This window comes from Klebsiella sp. TF21-TM (assembly GCF_019753495.1).
GTDB lineage: Bacteria > Pseudomonadota > Gammaproteobacteria > Enterobacterales > Enterobacteriaceae > Klebsiella > Klebsiella quasipneumoniae.
Genome location: NZ_JAIJYL010000006.1, coordinates 190,159 through 205,542, shown reverse-complemented (window position 1 = coordinate 205,542; position 15,384 = coordinate 190,159). Strand labels below are relative to the sequence as shown.

The window sequence follows — 15,384 nt, the reverse complement described above, 5'->3', positions numbered from 1 at the left end:
TTAATACCATATTGTTCTAAATGGCATGCGGATTACGAGGCGGTAGAATGGCGAAACGAGAAAACTATAATGACCTTTATCTGTTTATGCAGGTGGTGCGGGAAGGCAGTTTTACCGCCGCAGCGCAACGACTCGGCCTGGCGCAGTCCGGGATCAGCCGTGCGGTTCGTGAACTTGAAGAGCGCCTGGGCGTTCAGCTTCTGGTGCGCACCACCCGCCGTTTGTCGCTCACTCAGGCGGGTGAACAGCTCTATCACAATGTCGAATCCGGTTTCGACGCCTTAGATATGGGACTCGCCACGCTGGCCCACTATCGTCAAACGCCCTCCGGTACGGTACGCATCAATGCCAGCCAGCATGCCATTGATAAAGTCCTGCTGCCGAAGCTGGCAGTATTTAAACAACGCTATCCCGATATCAGACTGGAACTGATCAGCGAAAGCCGGTTTGTCGATATTATTGCGGAGCGATTCGATGCGGGCGTACGTCTGGGCCCGGAAGTCGGAAGTGGCATGATTGCGGTGCGCATTTCTCCCGATATGGAGATGGCGGTGGTGGGTACACCGGAACATTTTCGACGCTACGGCTTTCCACAAACGCCCGCCGATTTAGTCGTCCACCCCTGCATCGCTTATCAGTTTGGCGACGGCAGCCTTTACGCCTGGGAACTTAACGTGGATGGCAAAAAAATCACTCATCCGCCGCAGGGACAGTGGGCTTTCGCCGATAGCTATATGGAAGCCAAAGCGGCCAGGCTCGGTCTGGGGCTGGCCTATGTCCCGGAAGAACTGATTACCGACGATCTAGCGCAGGGCACGCTTATCCGGGTGCTCCAACGTTATAGCCAGCGTCTGGAAGGTTCATTTCTCTATTACCCGCACCGCAATGTGTCGCCCGCGCTGAGAGCGGTTATTGATACATTGCGAATATAGCAGAGGTTGCCTGCGCGTAGCAGGTATCGGTTGGCGGAGGGGGCTGAGCTCAGAGCTTTCGCTTAATTCCGAACTATGCAAATTGTCATGCAAGGCGGAAATGATCTTATATCAGTATTAATTTTGCGACTTGCCTATTTGATTATAAAGTTATAATACAGCACCGCTTCGTAACAAGTTAAACAACGCATATTTCCCTGCTGCGCAAACCCTTTTTCTTCGCCTACCCACGCCTGTTCTTGAAATACCTCTAAAACGCTTAAGCATTGCATTCCACCTCAGGACTGCCAGGCTATCGCTACGTCAATGGCAAAGGAGGCGTAATGAAAGTCCTCAATATTCTGATCCGTCGATGCGTGCTGCTGAGCTGTTATGAAGAAACCGTTTCGTTCTATGAAAACCTCTTCGCGCAGAAGGCGAGGTTGCGCTTCGACTATCCCGAATACGACCTCAAACTGGCGCAGGTGGGTTCGGTGCTTTTAATCGGCGGAACCGAGAAAAGCCTGGCGCCTTTTCGCGCTACCGAGGCCACTTTCCTGGTCAACGACATTTCCGCCTGGGAGAAACATCTGCCTTCCACCGGAGCAACGATTATCAACCCGGTGAAGATCGTGCCAACCGGCTGGAACATGCTGGTTCAGCATCCGGATGGTATGATTGCCGAATACGTTGAGCATCATGACAAAAACCCAGCGGATGAGATCTTCTGATGCTTCGCTTTCAGAGGGTTAGACCTGGTTTCAGTCGGCCATACTACCAGAAAAGTGATGCTTTCTACTGTGGCGGGAGAAGGTGAGCAGGAGAAACTGGCGCCGTAATCCGCGCCAGCTCCGGGTTCAGCTATGGCTACCTGCCCTGAGCAGGAGGCCAGTACGCATCAGTGTTTAACGATATACATGGTACGGCTATAGGCCACATCTTCCGGGTTGGTGATCGGGTAGCCTTTCAGCCACGGCTTAATCAGCCGACCGTTGGTGTACTGATAGATCGGCGCAATCGGCGCTTTGACCATAATGATCTTCTCCGCCGCGTTGTAATCGTCGTTACGCGCTTTGGCTGAATTTTCCACCGCCGCCTGGGCGAGGATTTTGTCGTATGCCGGATCGTTAAAGCGGGAGATATTTCCGCTGTGGGTGGAGGTCAGCAGCGACAGGAAGGTGGACGGCTCGTTGTAGTCTCCCACCCACGAGGCGCGGATCACGTCGAAATTGCCGGTGTTACGGCTGTCGATATAGGTTTTCCACTCCTGGTTCTGCAGCTTCACTTCCACGCCGAGGTTTTTCTTCCACATCGACGCCACCGCGATGGCAATTTTCTGGTGGTTCTCAGAGGTGTTATACAGCAGCGTCAGCTTCAGCGGACGATTCGGGCCATAGCCAGCGGCAGCCAGCAGGGCTTTCGCCTGGGCATTAAGCTCAGCCTGACTCATGCTCTCAAACTGCGACGGCTGCGGCGTGAAGCCCGCCGTTACGTCCGGGGTAAAGCGCCAGGCCGGTTTTTCCCCGGTCCCCAGCACCTTCTCCGCCATCACCCGGCGATCGATGGTCATACTCAGCGCCAGTCGCACCCGCTCGTCCGCCGTCGGCCCTTTTTGGGTATTAAAGGCGTAATAGTAGGTGCCCAGCTGCGGCGGGGTATACACCTGCCCCGGAATATCCTTCAGCAGCTTCTGATACATATTTTTCGGGAAAGATTCGGTGATATCGATATCGCCGGCCAGATAGCGTTTGGTGGCGGCGGACTCCTGGTTGATCGGCACAAAGGTGACCTGCTGGATCACCGTTTTGGCGTTATCCCAGTAGTGGGTGTTGGGCACCACTACCAGCTTTTCATTCACGACGCGATCTTTCAGAACATAGGCGCCATTGCCCACCAGGCTGCCGGGCCGCGTCCAGTTTGCCCCGCTGTCGACGTTCGCCTTTTGTACCGGGTAGAAGGCAAAGCTGGCGGTCAGGTTGCTGAACCACGGCAGCGGCTTATCCAGCTGCACCCGCAGGGTGTGGGCGTCGACGGCGGTGACCCCCAGGGTCTCCGGCGCGGCTTTGCCGTCAATGATGTTCTGCGCGTTGGCGATCCCCGCCAGCGCGGCAAACCAGGCGAACGGCGAGGTGGTTTTCGGGTCCACCAGACGCCGCCAGCTATAGACGAAGTCCTCAGCGGTGACCGGCGTGCCGTCGGACCAGCGGGCATTATCGCGCAGGGTAAAGGTCCAGACGCGGTTATCGTTGCTCTGCCAGCGGGTCGCCACGCCCGGGATCAGGTTGCCTTTCGCATCCTGATTGACTAAACCTTCAAACAGATCGCGGATCACCTGGATTTCCGGCAGGCCCACCGCTTTAGCGGGATCTAACGAGGCGGGTTCATCTTTGATATGGCGCACTAACAGCTGGTTTTCCGCCAGTACCGTGCCCGGCGGTACGTCCGCCGCCCAGGCCAGAGAAGATACGCTGGCTAACCACAGCGCGCCGCATGTCAAAGCGACAGGATACTTCATAAGATCCCCTTTAAAATGAGAAAAAAACACCGCCAACAGAGCGATAATTATTTGTTTCATCACCTGAAATTGCAAACAACATATGATAGAAAATTGATGTGCCGTCGGATTTCACGCCTCAGGGAATGGGTTTGATTCCAGCACGCTTTTCGCCAACACTACATAATAACGACACACAGGAAGCCCTATGTCTATTTCACGTCCTCGCCCGCAGCGCGGCGACTTTCCGCCGGGGACCCGGCAGTACGGCAGCTCGGAACTGGGCGCGCCGCTGCTGTGGTTTCCTGCGCCGATGGCCGACAGCCGCAGCGGCCTGATTATTGCCGGCACCCACGGCGATGAGAATTCGTCGATTGTGACCCTCTCCTGCGCCCTGCGCACCCTGAAGCCGGAGCTGCGCCGCCACCACGTGGTGCTGACGGTCAATCCTGACGGCTGTCAGCTCGGGCTGCGCGCCAACGCCCGCGGCGTTGACCTCAACCGTAACTTTCCGGCCGCTAACTGGAGACAAGGGGAAACGGTGTACCGCTGGAACAGCGCGGCGACGGAACGAGACGTGGTGTTATTGACCGGCGAACAGCCGGGCTCGGAGCGAGAGACCCAGGCCCTGTGTCAGTTGATCCATCAGATCCATCCGGCGTGGGTGGTCTCCTTTCACGATCCGCTGGCCTGCATCGAAGACCCGGGACACAGCCCGCTGGGACACTGGCTGGCCGACGCCTTCTCACTACCGCTGGTCGGCAGCGTGGGCTACGACACCCCAGGTTCCTTTGGCAGCTGGTGCGCTGATATCGGACTCCCCTGCATTACCGCTGAGTTCCCGCCGGTCTCCGCCGACGAGGCAACCGAGCGTTACCTGCCGGCGATGACCGACCTGCTGCGCTGGCAGGCTTAAAGATGAAGCACGCCGGTGCTGAACCGCAGCGCCGGCTCGACGTCCACCGCCAGCCATGTCGGGCCGTCGAGGTCGGCGAAGCGCGCCAGCGGCGCCAGGGGTAGCGCGGCGGCGATCCCGCGCGAGGTGCAGAGCATACAGCCCAGCATCCGTCCAAAGCCCTGTCGTTCTGCCTCCTCGGCGAGGGCCAGCGCTTCGGTCAGGCCGCCCGTTTTGTCCAGTTTGATATTGACCATCTCATAGCGTCCGCGCAGCCTGGGCAGGCTCTCCCGGGTATGGCAGCTCTCGTCGGCGCAAATCGGCAGCGGATGGACGAAATTTTCCAGCGCCGCATCGGCGTCGGCAGGGAGCGGCTGCTCAAGCATCGCCACGCCGAGGTCCGCCAGCAGCTGGCAGCGCGCCGCCAGCCCCTCGCTGTGCCAGGATTCATTGGCGTCGACAATCAGCGTAGCCTCCGGCGCCGCCTGACGGATAGCGATTAACCGCTCGCTGATCAGCCGGTCGTCGAGCTTCACCTTCAACAGCTGAGCGCCCTTCTGCCACAGCGCCGCGGCGCTGGCCGCCATCTGATCCGCCGTGCCAATGACCACCGTCTGGGCGGTGATCACCCGGTTTGGCAACGTCACCCCCAGCAGCTGGGGCAAGGTTTTGCCTTCGCGCCGCGCCTGCAGATCCCACAGGGCGCAGTCAATGGCATTGCGCGCGGCGCCTGCCGGCAGCAGCCGCTGCAGCTGTTCGCGGGTAAGTCCCGCCTCCAGCTGCTCGCCGATCGCCATCACCTGGGCCATGACCGAAGCGATGCTCTCGCCATAGCGGGGATACGGGGTGCATTCCCCCACCCCTTTCACACCGTCCTCTTCCAGTTCCACCACCACCACTTTTGCCTCGCTGCGGCTGCCGCGGGCGATCACAAAGGGGGTGTGGAGCGGCCAGGCTTCCTCATACACTCGCACGTTGCGCATTCCCTTGTCCTCTCTGGTAAATGTTAAATAGGGTTTGCCGTGTAGCTGGCGGATGTCATACACTACTCGCGACGTTAACTATATGTAAACAGGAAGATAACCATGTCACAAACCGTGCATTTCCAGGGCAACCCCGTTTCTGTTCAGGGCACCATTCCGCAGGCAGGCGCTAAAGCGCAGCCGTTTACGCTGGTCGCCAAAGATCTCTCTGACGTCGCGCTGAGCCAGTACGCCGGCAAACGTAAAGTACTGAATATTTTCCCGAGCATTGATACCGGCGTGTGCGCCGCATCAGTGCGTAAATTCAATCAGCTGGCCGCTGAACTGGACAACACCGTGGTGCTGTGCATTTCCGCTGACCTGCCGTTCGCCCAGTCCCGCTTCTGCGGCGCGGAAGGCCTGAGCAACGTGGTGACCCTTTCCACGCTGCGCGGCGCCTCGTTCCTCGCTGACTACGGCGTCGCCATCGCCGCCGGTCCGCTGGCGGGCCTGGCCGCTCGCGCGGTGGTCGTTATCGATGAAAACGATCAGGTTGTCTACAGCCAGCTGGTGAACGAAATCACCGAAGAGCCGGACTACGACGCCGCGCTGGCCGCCCTGAAAGCCTGATAACAGACTGCCCGGGGGCATCGCGCCTGCGGACATGCTATGTACTCAGCCCTCGCTCTGCGGGGGCTTTTTATTGCCGCGGCGCATAGCGGGAAATAGCCCGCGCCATCGCCGGGCCGGTCAGCAGGATGGTAAACAGCCGCAGCGTCTGAAGCGCCATAATAAACGACATATCCGCCCGGGTGCCGGCGGCGATAATCGCCACCGTGTCGAGTCCGCCAGGGCTGGTGGCCAGATAGGCGGTCATGAAATCCATCTGCAGAATGTGGGTCAGGCCGAGCGCCATCAGGGCGCACATCAGGATCAGCCCAAGAATGGAGGCGATAATCTGCGGCAGCGTCTTCAGGGCCAACAGAAACACCGCCTTGTTAAACTGCAGTCCCACCGTCCAGCCCAGCACCGCGTAGGCCATCGCCAGCAGCCACTCCGGCAGCTCCAGCATCACCCAGCCGCCCCCCTGGGCCAGCGCGCCGAGCAGCATCGGCAGCAGCATGGCGCCGGAAGGAATGCGCAGCCGCACGCCCAGCCAGCAGCCCGCCGCTGTCAGCAGCAGCGTTAAAGGGAAATGAAGGGTCAACGGTGGAAACCAGACGATAGCCTGGCTCATTGTTTGCGCCTCGTTGCCCAGGGCATAGCGCACCACCAGCGCCGCCGCGCCGACGACAAACAGCACTCGCAGATACTGCATCAGCGCCACCAGGCGTACATCAGCCCCGTACTCCTGAGCCATCACTACCATTGCCGACGCCCCGCCGGGAGAGCTTCCCCAGGCGCCGGTGGCGCCCGGCAGCGCGCTGTAGCGGACCAGCAGCCAGCCGGTGAGGCCGCTGATCGCCAGGGTCGTTAACAGGATCGCCAGCACCAGCGCCCAGTTGTTGAACAGCACGCCAAAAACGGAGGGGTTAATGGCGCGGGCGATCATACAGCCGACGATAGCCTGCGCCGCCAGATAACAGGCGCGGGGGATCCTCAGCTTCACCCCGCGCAGGCTCAAAATGAGACCGGCAATCAGCGGCCCCAGCAGCAGCGCTGCCGGCAGATGAATGCGTAACAGCAGCGAGGAAAAGAGAATTGAGAGCAGCAGCAATGTCAGCCATTGCCCGATCGCGCGACGCGACGCCAATATGCACCACCCCGGAAAAAGGATTAAAAAACCAGTATATACAGGTTTAGCCCGCTTTGCAGGCCGGGATACCGGCGACGAGCGTCGCCGGCGTTCAGCGATTATTCGTCGCCCTTTTTCTGACTCAAACCATATTCGCGCAGCTTATTGGCGATGGCGGTATGCGACACCCCCAGCCGCTTCGCCAGCTTACGGGTGCTGGGGTAGCTGCGATAGAGCTGGGTCAATACCGAGCGCTCAAAGCGGCGGGTAATATCGTCCAGCGATCCTTCCATGGCCTCCTCGCCCACCGGCAGCGAGGCGACGTCGTGGTCCGGCAGCAAAATGTCCTGCGGACGCAGCTCGAATCCTTCCAGCTGGGTTAGCGCGCGATAGACCGCATTCTTCAGCTGGCGGACGTTGCCGGGCCAGCTGTAGCGGGTGAGCACCGTACTGAGATCGGCGGAGAGCTTCGGTCGGGGGATACCCTGCTCATCGGCAAAGCGCGCCACGAACAGCTCCGTCAGCGGCATAATGTCCTGCGGGCAGTCGCGCAGCGGCGGCAGATACAGCGTCAGGACATTGAGGCGATAGTAAAGATCTTCCCGGAACAGCCCTTTCTGCACCAGCTCGACCAGGTTTTTCTGCGTCGCGCAGATCACCCGCACATCGACGTGCACTTCATGATCCTCGCCGACGCGGCGGAAGGTGCCGTCGTTGAGGAAGCGCAGCAGTTTGGTCTGCATTCGCGGCGACATCTCGCCAATTTCATCCAGCAGCACCGAGCCGCCGTTAGCTTGCTCGAAGAAGCCTTTTTTGCCCTGCAGCGCGTCACCGAACAGCTCGCTCTCAACGGCGTCCTCGGGAATGGAGCCGCAGTTGAGCGCCAGATAGGGTTTGCCCGCCCGCGGACTGGCCAGATGGCAGGCGTGCGCCAGCAGATCTTTACCCGTGCCGGTGTCGCCGACAATCAGCAGCGGCGCGCTGAGCATCGCCAGCTTACGCGCTTGCTCCACCACGTGGCGCATTTTCGGCCCCACCGCGAGGATCTGGCTGAAGGCGCTGGTGTCCTGGCTGGTCATGGTCTGCAGCTGGCGTCCCATGCGCACGGTTGAGCGCAGCATCGCCACGGCGCCGGTCAGCACTCGCTCGTTATGCTCCCCTTCCAGATAAACCGGGGTCACTTCCAGCAGGTAATTCTGCCCATTCACCACCACATGCTCCGCCAGCGTCTCCTGCGGGCTGCTTTCCAGCCAGCGCTGGACGTTAAAATCGTCGATCAGTTGCGCCACCGGATGGTTGCGCAGCTTCGCCTGGCTTTGGCCAAACAGCAGGCAGCTGGCGGGGTTGGCCAGTTCGACCCTGCCTTTGGTATCCAGCGACAGCACCGGCTCCGGCATCGCCACCAGCAGCGCGCTCAGCGCCAGATGTTCACGCTCGGATGGCATCCACGGCACGGTGCGCACGTCTGTCACGCCTGCGATACGGCGGATCTCCGCCATCAGGCTGCTGAAGGTGGCGAACTCCAGTTCGGCAAAATTGAGGTAGATACGGCCAATAGGGTCAATATCGATACCACGCAGATCAATGCCGCGCAGCACCAGCAAATCGAGCAATTCACGAGTCAGACCGAGGCGGTCTTCACAAAAGACTTCAAGACGCATGGGAGTGTTCACCCTAAAAGTGCCAATGACCGGAGAATAATAGGCCAGGAATGGACTTTCGGGAAGCTAACTGTCAACAATTATTGACAGCATGGCGGAAAAATGGGCGTTGCGCCGTAAAGTCAGGCGGTCAGTGGTCAATTAACCGGCCATCCGGCCGGTTAATTGGGGGTTAAGCATGGAAGGCAGGCAGCCACTGGCGGTTATGGGCGATCACTTCATCCAACGCTTGTTCGAGCTTCTCGCCGCTGACAATCAGCGGATTCAGCACCAGCGCGCGCCACGCCGTATGGCGGTTGCCGGTGATGGCGGCCTCGATGGTCAGCTGTTCGAAAGATTTCATCAGCTGCAGCAAACGCAGGGTATCGTCAGGGAACGGCGCCACGTTGAGGGGCAGCGGACCGGAAGCGGTGATCAGCGAGCTGACCTCCACCGCACAGTCATCCGGCAGGCCATTGATGGCGCCGTTGTTGCGCGTGTTGACGTGCATGATAATGCGCTTGTCGTTGTAGATGGCATTCATCAGCTCGCAGGCCGCCTCGGAATAGTACTGACCGCCACGGCCCTCCAGCGCCTTCGGTTTAACCGCGAGGTGCGGGTCGCTGTACTGTTCAAACAAGGTTTTTTCCAGTTGCTTAACCACTTCGCCACGGGTCCCTTCGCCGCCCGCCTCCGCCAGCTCCTGACGCAGCAGATCGTCCTTCATGTAGTAATAACGCAGATAGGCGCAGGGGATCATGCCTAAGCCCTGCAGGAGATGTGACGGCCAACGGAACGGCGGAATGTTGCGCGGCACCAGCGGATCCCGACCGGCATTGATCTCGGCGATGACCTCCGGCAGCCACTCTTTTCCTTTGTGCAGGATCTGGCGCACGAAGATAAAGTGGTTCAGGCCGGCGACCTGCATCACTACCTCCTTTTCGTCAGCGCATTGCAGCAGGGTGGTCACCCCTTTTTGCATAATCACCGGCACATTACACAGGCCGACGGCTTTGATGCGACTGTGGCGCAGGATCGCTTCGGTCACCATCCCCGACGGGTTGGTAAAGTTCAGCAGCCAGGCGTCAGGGCAGAGTCGTTCCATATCGGCAGCAATCGCCAGGGCGATGGGAATGGTACGGCAGGCATTGGCGAAGCCCCCAAGGCCGTTGGTCTCCTGGCCGATCAGGCCATACTTGAGGGAAATACGTTCATCGCTGATGCGGGCGTCAAGGCAGCCGGCGCGAAACTGCGAGCAGACGAAATCGGCATCGCGCAGGGCGCTCTCCCGATCCAGGGTAGCCACCACCTCGATGATCAGCCCGGCTTTGGCGATCATTCGCCGCGCCAGTCCGGCGATGATCTCGACTTTCTCTCTGCCCTCTTCAATGTCCACCAACCATAGCGAAGCGACCGGCATCTCGTGATAGCGGTTAAGCAAACCTTCAATCAGTTCCGGGGTGTAGCTGGAGCCGCCGCCAATCACCACAATTTTGAGTCCTGACATGGTATACCTCGGTTTAGTTACGATATAACTATTTAAAACCGGCCAAACTGGCGTAACAAACGAATTAAATCGGTCTATGCATGAAGCAAATTAATGCATAAGGGAGACAACCTGTGCTTGAACAACAAAGCATCCTTGCGCTGCTGCAGACCTTTGAGGTGACCGCCCGCCATTTGAGTTTTACCCTCGCCGCGCATGAAATGAACCTGACCCAGGGGGCGGTCAGCCATCGGATCCGCAAGCTGGAGATGCATATCGGGTTTCGCCTGTTTATTCGCATGACGCGTAAACTGGCGCTGACGGAGGAAGGCAAACGCCTGCTGACGACGTTGAGCCATTCGCTGCGGGCGATTAACGATGAAATTGAGGATATTCGCGAACAGGATCTGCGCGGCACGCTGCATATTGGTATTGCGCCGACCCTGGCCCATCTTTGGCTGATGCCGCGTCTGCCCCGCTTCCAGGCCCAGTGGCCGGGACTAAATCTACAGTTTCGCGTCCGCGCCGGGGTGATGGATTTTAACGAGGAGCGGGTGGACCTCGCGATTTATTACGGCGCCACGCGCTATCCCGATCTTTATCAACAACGGTTGATGGCGGAAAGTTTGCTGCCGGTCTGCTCTCCGGAGTATCGCCGGCAGTATCGCCCGCTGAGCGGCGGTGACGCGGCGGCGATCGTCTGGATCCATGCCTGCGAATCCACCGACGTGCAGGATCAGTTTGCCGAATGGCGCCTGTGGTGCCAGCAAAGCGGACAGGCGTTACCCTTTGACGGCCGGTATTACGCGGTGAACAACCACTCGCTGGCCATTGAGATGGCGCTGAATGGACTCGGGGTCGTGATGGGGCGTAAAACGCTGATCCAGCCGCTGCTCGCCACCGGGAGACTGGTAGCCTTGTCCGAAGACGAGGCGGAATCTCCCTTTGGCTATGATCTGATTTGTCCGCAGGAGAACCGCTCGCGCCCGCGCTTTCGCGCCTTCAGCGAGTGGCTGGCGGCGGAATGCGTATGACCGGACATTGCCCGCGGCGCGGCAGGTGCGCAAGCCTTGACTCGACCTCGCAGGCCGGGCAAGGCCAAACCGCCGCCCGGCGATGTCTCTGAGCGGAGGTTACTTCTCCGGACTGGTTTTGCTTTTCTGCAGGGTCTCTTTCAGCTGCCCAATCAGCTCGCGACGAAAATCGCCGAGCCGCGGTTTATCATCGGCGATCCACGGCAGCGGGCGGCACAGCTCCATCGCCTTGATACCAAGGCGGGCGGTAAGCAGACCGGCGCCGATGCCCTGCGCGGCGCGCGCCGACAGCCGGGCCGCCAGATCCTGCGACATCCAGTCCATGCCCACCTCGCGCACCAGTTCGCTGGCGCCGGCGAAAGCGATATTCAGCAGCACCAGGCGAAACAGACGCAGGCGGCTGTAATACCCCAGCTCAATGCCGTACAGGGTGGCAATTCGGTTGATCAGCCGCAGATTGCGCCAGGCGATAAACGCCATATCCACCAGCGCCAGCGGACTGACGGCGATCATCAGCGTCGACTCCGCCGCCGAACGGCTGATTTCCCGCCGCGCCTGGGCATCGAGCACCGGCTGCACCAGCTGGGCATAGAGGCTGACCACTTCCCGGTCGCTTTGCGTTTCGTGGATGGCGGCATACCAGCGCTGCAGCGCCGGATGCGACTGATCCAGACCCGCCTGCTGCGCCAGCTTCTCACAGAAGGATTTCGCTTTGCCGACCGCGTGACTGTGCAGCATATCGCGGGCTTCATCGCGTTCGTGGGCGCGCTGGCGCAGTCGCCACAGGCGGCGCCACTCGGTGCCCACCGATCCGACGCCGGCGCCGACGATCAGCGCCCCGGCAGCGCAGCCGCCCAGCGCAATCCAGTCCTGCGTCTGCCAGGCGTTGGCGGTCCACTGCACCCCTTGCGCCACGACGCTGACGCCGAAGATCGCCAGGCCAGCGCTGACCATCCGCCGCCACAGACTGCGTTTCGGCCGCAGCACCGATTCCACCACCGCCTCTGCCGCCCCCTCTTCCTCTTCGCCGGTCACCAGAAGCGCCGGCGCGAAGTTGTCGGCTTCCCGTCGGTCGAAGGCGCGGGCGCTTTTCAGCGGCGGCGTTTTTTTCGCCTGCAGCGGGCCATCAAAATCAATCCGCGGTTTTAACGGTTCGCTCATCGCAGTTTATCTCCAATCAAAAATTCCAGCGCCGCGTCGAGGCGAATGTGCGGCAAGGGCCGATCGACATCCATGACCTGCGGACGAAAGTTTTCAAACTGAAATCCCTGCTGCTGCCAGAAGGCCTGCCCCGGCAGGCGCGCCGGCACCTCGCCGGGATAGATGGTCAACGGCTGGCCGTCGCTCAGCCGATTGCCGCGCAGGGCGGGGATTTTCTCGCCGTTCAGCTCAATCAGCCCGCTCTGGGTCGCCTGAATGGACGCCAGCCCCAGGCAATCCATACTGATCCCCTCGAAGGCGGCATTCTGCCACGCGTCCTGGATCAGCTGCTGCAGGAGCGACACCATATTGCTGTGCTGATCCACCGTGACGTGGTCGGCTTTGGTGGCGGCGAACAGCAGCTTGTCGATGACCGGCGAAAACAGCCGGCGGAACAGGGTGCGCTGCCCGTAATGGAAGCTTTGCATCAGCTGGGTCAGCGCCAGGCGCATATCGTTAAACGCCTGCGGCCCGCTGTTCAGCGGCTGCAGGCAGTCCACCAGCACAATCTGTCGGTCGAAGCGCAGGAAGTGCTCTTTGTAGAACCCCTTCACCACCTTTTCGCAGTAGTACTTGTAGCGTTCGCGCAGCATGCCGGCGTTGCTGTGTTTATCGGCCTGCGCCAGCTTGGCTTCGCCGACGGCATCGACGTCAGGCCATGGGAAAAACTGTAGTGCCGGCGCGCCGGCCATTTCGCCGGGCAGGACAAAGCGTCCGGGCTGGATAAAGTGCAGCCCTTCACGCTTACAGGCGTGTAGATAATCCGTCCAGGCGGCGGCGATCTCGGCAAGCCGTGCCTCGTCGGCAGGGGCCAGCGGATCCAGCCCGGCGCACAACTGCCGCCAGCGGGTCGACCACTCCGCACGCTGTCCCTGCAGGAGTCCGGTCATCTGCCGCGACCAGCTCAGATAATCCTGCGCCAGCATCGGCAGATCGAGCAGCCACTCGCCCGGATAGTCGACGATCTCCAGATACAGCGTGGAGGTGTCTTTAAAATGGCGCAGCAGGGAGTCGTTGGAACGGTAGCGCAGCGCGAGACGGATCTCGCTAACGCCGCGCGTCGGGGTTGGCCACATGGGGGGCTGGCCGTACAGCTGGGCCAGCCCTTCATCGTAGGTGAATCGCGGAATGCCGAAGTCCCGCTGCGGTACGCGCTTGACGCCGAGCAGTCGCTCTTCGCGCGCAGCGCTCAGCAGCGGCAGGCGGGCGCCGGTGTGAATATTCAGCAGTTGGTTGACCAGCGCGGTGATAAACGCCGTTTTGCCGCTGCGGCTCAGGCCGGTCACCGCCAGCCGTAAATGCCGGTCAACCCCGCGGTTGACCAGCGCATTCAATTCAGTTTTCAGTCGCTTCATCGCCAGTCCGTTATGCCCTGAAGGTGTGTCTCGTCATCATAAGCTATCTGCCGGGGATAAGCAGGAGAACGTTAATCCTTTTGCGCCTTCCCCACGGCGGCGTTATTTCATCCCGCGCGTGACGCGGTTGGCCAGCCGGCTGAGCAGCGGCTCCAGCGCCACCGCCAGCAGCATTTTCAGCGGCCGTCGCGCGACCGATTTGACCGCCCAGCCGGCAACGCCCGCCGGGCCATAACGCAGCGCGGTCAGCAGCGCCAGCTTACCGACGATTTTCAGGCCGGGCTTAACCTGCTGCCCGGCGCGTTGCCATTTGCTATTCATGCGTTGCCTCACTCGTTAACAACAGGATTTACAGCTGACGAAAGCGGCTGCGCAGCGTGAAGGTGTCGGAGGTGACGTACCGTTCCATCTCACGCAGACGCTGTTCGCCGGAGGCCAGTTCGGCATCCACGGCGGCCAGCAGATCGCCATTGCTCGGCGCTTTGTGGCCGTAAAGCTCACTGTCCGGCATCGGGTCCAGGGCGAAGGTCAGAATGATGTAGGCCACCAGGACGAAGAAAAAGAGGCCAAAAATCATCGCCAGCACGGTAATCAGGCGCACCAGCTTCACCGGGACATCAAGATGCTGAGCAATACCCGCGCAGACGCCCTTGACCATCCCGCGCTGCGGGATACGCCACAATTTTTTATTCAGATCCAGTCCAGCCATTATTTGTCTCTCCAGTTCGGATGTTCGGCATCCAGGATCGCTTCCAGCGCCTGAATGCGCTCGCGCATCCGCTTCGCGTCATCGGTCAACTGCAGCAGCCGTTGCTGCTCATTTTGCGTCAGCGTCCCGTTGGCGCCGCGATTGTTGTAGTGCAGCCACAGCCAGACCGGCAGAACAAACAGCACAAACAGCGTCAACGGAATGGCGAGAAAAAGCATGCTCATGTGTACTCCTTACAGGGGGTGAGCCGCGGCGCAACGCCGCGCCGCGCAATCGTACTTACTGGTTGGACTGATTCATTTTGGCTTTCAATGCCGCCAGCTGCTCGCTGATTTCATCGTCCGCTTTCAGTTCGGCAAACTGCTGATCCAGCGTCTGCTGCTTGCCAAAGCGGTGACTCTCCGCTTCCGCTTCCATCTGATCGATGCGACGTTCAAAGGATTCAAAGCGCGCCATCGCCTCATCCAGTTTACCGCTGTCCAGCTGGCGACGCACATCGCGGGACGAACTCGCCGCCTGATGACGCAGCGCCAGCGCCTGCTGACGAGCGCGGGTTTCGCTGAGTTTGTTCTCCAGCTCGCCAATCTCTTTCTTCATGCGCGCCAGCGTTTCATCCACCAGCTGCACTTCGTGGTCCAGCTGAGCAATAAGGTCGGTCAGCTTCTGTTTTTCGATCAGCGCCGCCCGGGCCAGATCCTCTTTCTCTTTGCGCAGGGCCAGCTCGGCCTTTTCCTGCCATTCCGCCTGCTGGGCGACCGCCTGCTCAATACGACGGGTCAGCTGTTTCTTTTCCGCCAGCGCGCGGGCCGACGTGGAACGTACCTCAACCAGCGTGTCTTCCATCTCCTGGATCATCAGACGCACCAGCTTTTGCGGGTCCTCGGCTTTCTCCAGCAGGGAGTTGATGTTGGCGTTCACGATGTCGGCAAAACGAGAAAAAATACCCATAATTTCAGTCCTCAT

16 protein-coding genes and 1 pseudogene are annotated in these 15,384 nt (G+C 60.2%); 5 read left to right on the top strand and 12 right to left on the bottom strand.

All coding sequences use genetic code 11. The features are described from left to right. The first annotated feature begins 47 nt into the window (after window positions 1–47). Complete coding sequence (locus K5R89_RS08590) at window positions 48–932, top strand: LysR family transcriptional regulator (protein WP_087827309.1); 885 nt, start codon at window positions 48–50, stop codon at window positions 930–932. Window positions 933–1,255: 323 nt separating this feature from the next. Continuing rightward, entirely contained in the window at window positions 1,256–1,642 is a 387-nt protein-coding gene (locus K5R89_RS08585) for a VOC family protein (protein ID WP_217259118.1), read from the top strand. 167 nt (window positions 1,643–1,809) lie between these two features. Here K5R89_RS08585 and K5R89_RS08580 read toward each other — a convergent pair whose 3' ends face one another. Together K5R89_RS08580 and K5R89_RS08575 are read right to left on the bottom strand one after the other, a co-directional pair. Continuing rightward, complete coding sequence (locus K5R89_RS08580; protein ID WP_023289366.1) at window positions 1,810–3,426, bottom strand: ABC transporter substrate-binding protein; 1,617 nt, start codon at window positions 3,424–3,426, stop codon at window positions 1,810–1,812. Further along, window positions 3,423–3,541 (bottom strand): annotated as a pseudogene (locus K5R89_RS08575) (hypothetical protein). Before K5R89_RS08575 ends, K5R89_RS08580 begins: the two are co-directional and overlap by 4 nt. Window positions 3,542–3,613: 72 nt before the next feature. Here K5R89_RS08575 and mpaA point away from each other — a divergent pair. Beyond that, on the top strand, window positions 3,614–4,321 hold the full coding sequence (gene mpaA, locus K5R89_RS08570; RefSeq protein ID WP_032452569.1) for a murein tripeptide amidase MpaA: 708 nt from the start codon (window positions 3,614–3,616) through the stop codon (window positions 4,319–4,321). Here mpaA and ycjG read toward each other — a convergent pair. Further along, complete coding sequence (gene ycjG, locus K5R89_RS08565) at window positions 4,318–5,283, bottom strand: L-Ala-D/L-Glu epimerase (RefSeq protein WP_048297345.1); 966 nt, start codon at window positions 5,281–5,283, stop codon at window positions 4,318–4,320. The genes mpaA and ycjG overlap by 4 nt on opposite strands. A gap of 102 nt (window positions 5,284–5,385) precedes the next feature. On the opposite strand from ycjG, the gene tpx reads away from it, so the two are divergent. Beyond that, window positions 5,386–5,892 (top strand): thiol peroxidase, encoded by a 507-nt coding sequence (gene tpx / locus K5R89_RS08560; protein ID WP_008805229.1) that lies wholly within the window; start codon window positions 5,386–5,388, stop codon window positions 5,890–5,892. Window positions 5,893–5,962: 70 nt separating this feature from the next. On the opposite strand, the gene K5R89_RS08555 is transcribed toward tpx, so the two are convergent. The 3 genes from K5R89_RS08555 to K5R89_RS08545 form a co-directional block, all read right to left on the bottom strand. Continuing rightward, the gene (locus K5R89_RS08555) at window positions 5,963–7,015 is read right to left on the bottom strand and encodes an AbrB family transcriptional regulator (RefSeq protein WP_023289363.1); all 1,053 of its coding nucleotides are present in this window, start codon (window positions 7,013–7,015) and stop codon (window positions 5,963–5,965) included. 101 nt (window positions 7,016–7,116) lie between these two features. Further along, entirely contained in the window at window positions 7,117–8,658 is a 1,542-nt protein-coding gene (gene tyrR / locus K5R89_RS08550; protein ID WP_023289362.1) for a transcriptional regulator TyrR, read from the bottom strand. Between the two features lie 172 nt (window positions 8,659–8,830). After that, the gene (locus tag K5R89_RS08545; RefSeq protein ID WP_048297344.1) at window positions 8,831–10,144 is read right to left on the bottom strand and encodes a 6-phospho-beta-glucosidase; all 1,314 of its coding nucleotides are present in this window, start codon (window positions 10,142–10,144) and stop codon (window positions 8,831–8,833) included. A 143-nt stretch (window positions 10,145–10,287) separates the two neighbouring features. Here K5R89_RS08545 and K5R89_RS08540 point away from each other — a divergent pair, with 143 nt between their 5' ends. Continuing rightward, entirely contained in the window at window positions 10,288–11,157 is an 870-nt protein-coding gene (locus tag K5R89_RS08540; protein ID WP_223825673.1) for a LysR substrate-binding domain-containing protein, read from the top strand. 99 nt (window positions 11,158–11,256) lie between these two features. On the opposite strand, the gene K5R89_RS08535 is transcribed toward K5R89_RS08540, so the two are convergent. From K5R89_RS08535 to pspA, 6 genes are all read right to left on the bottom strand, one after another. Beyond that, window positions 11,257–12,318: a YcjF family protein gene (locus K5R89_RS08535; protein WP_217259117.1), complete on the bottom strand. Its 1,062-nt coding sequence runs from the start codon at window positions 12,316–12,318 to the stop codon at window positions 11,257–11,259. After that, a complete protein-coding gene (locus K5R89_RS08530; protein ID WP_032452561.1) occupies window positions 12,315–13,712 on the bottom strand; it encodes a YcjX family protein in 1,398 nt (465 codons plus the stop codon). Before K5R89_RS08530 ends, K5R89_RS08535 begins: the two co-directional genes overlap by 4 nt. A 102-nt stretch (window positions 13,713–13,814) precedes the next feature. After that, the gene (pspD, locus tag K5R89_RS08525) at window positions 13,815–14,033 is read right to left on the bottom strand and encodes a phage shock protein PspD (protein ID WP_002901915.1); all 219 of its coding nucleotides are present in this window, start codon (window positions 14,031–14,033) and stop codon (window positions 13,815–13,817) included. Between the two features lie 28 nt (window positions 14,034–14,061). Further along, on the bottom strand, window positions 14,062–14,421 hold the full coding sequence (gene pspC / locus K5R89_RS08520) for an envelope stress response membrane protein PspC (protein WP_004203911.1): 360 nt from the start codon (window positions 14,419–14,421) through the stop codon (window positions 14,062–14,064). After that, a complete protein-coding gene (gene pspB, locus K5R89_RS08515) occupies window positions 14,421–14,645 on the bottom strand; it encodes an envelope stress response membrane protein PspB (protein WP_023289357.1) in 225 nt (74 codons plus the stop codon). Before pspB ends, pspC begins: the two co-directional genes overlap by 1 nt. 55 nt (window positions 14,646–14,700) lie before the next feature. Next, window positions 14,701–15,369: a phage shock protein PspA gene (gene pspA / locus K5R89_RS08510; protein WP_004203910.1), complete on the bottom strand. Its 669-nt coding sequence runs from the start codon at window positions 15,367–15,369 to the stop codon at window positions 14,701–14,703. Between the last annotated feature and the right edge of the window lie 15 nt (window positions 15,370–15,384).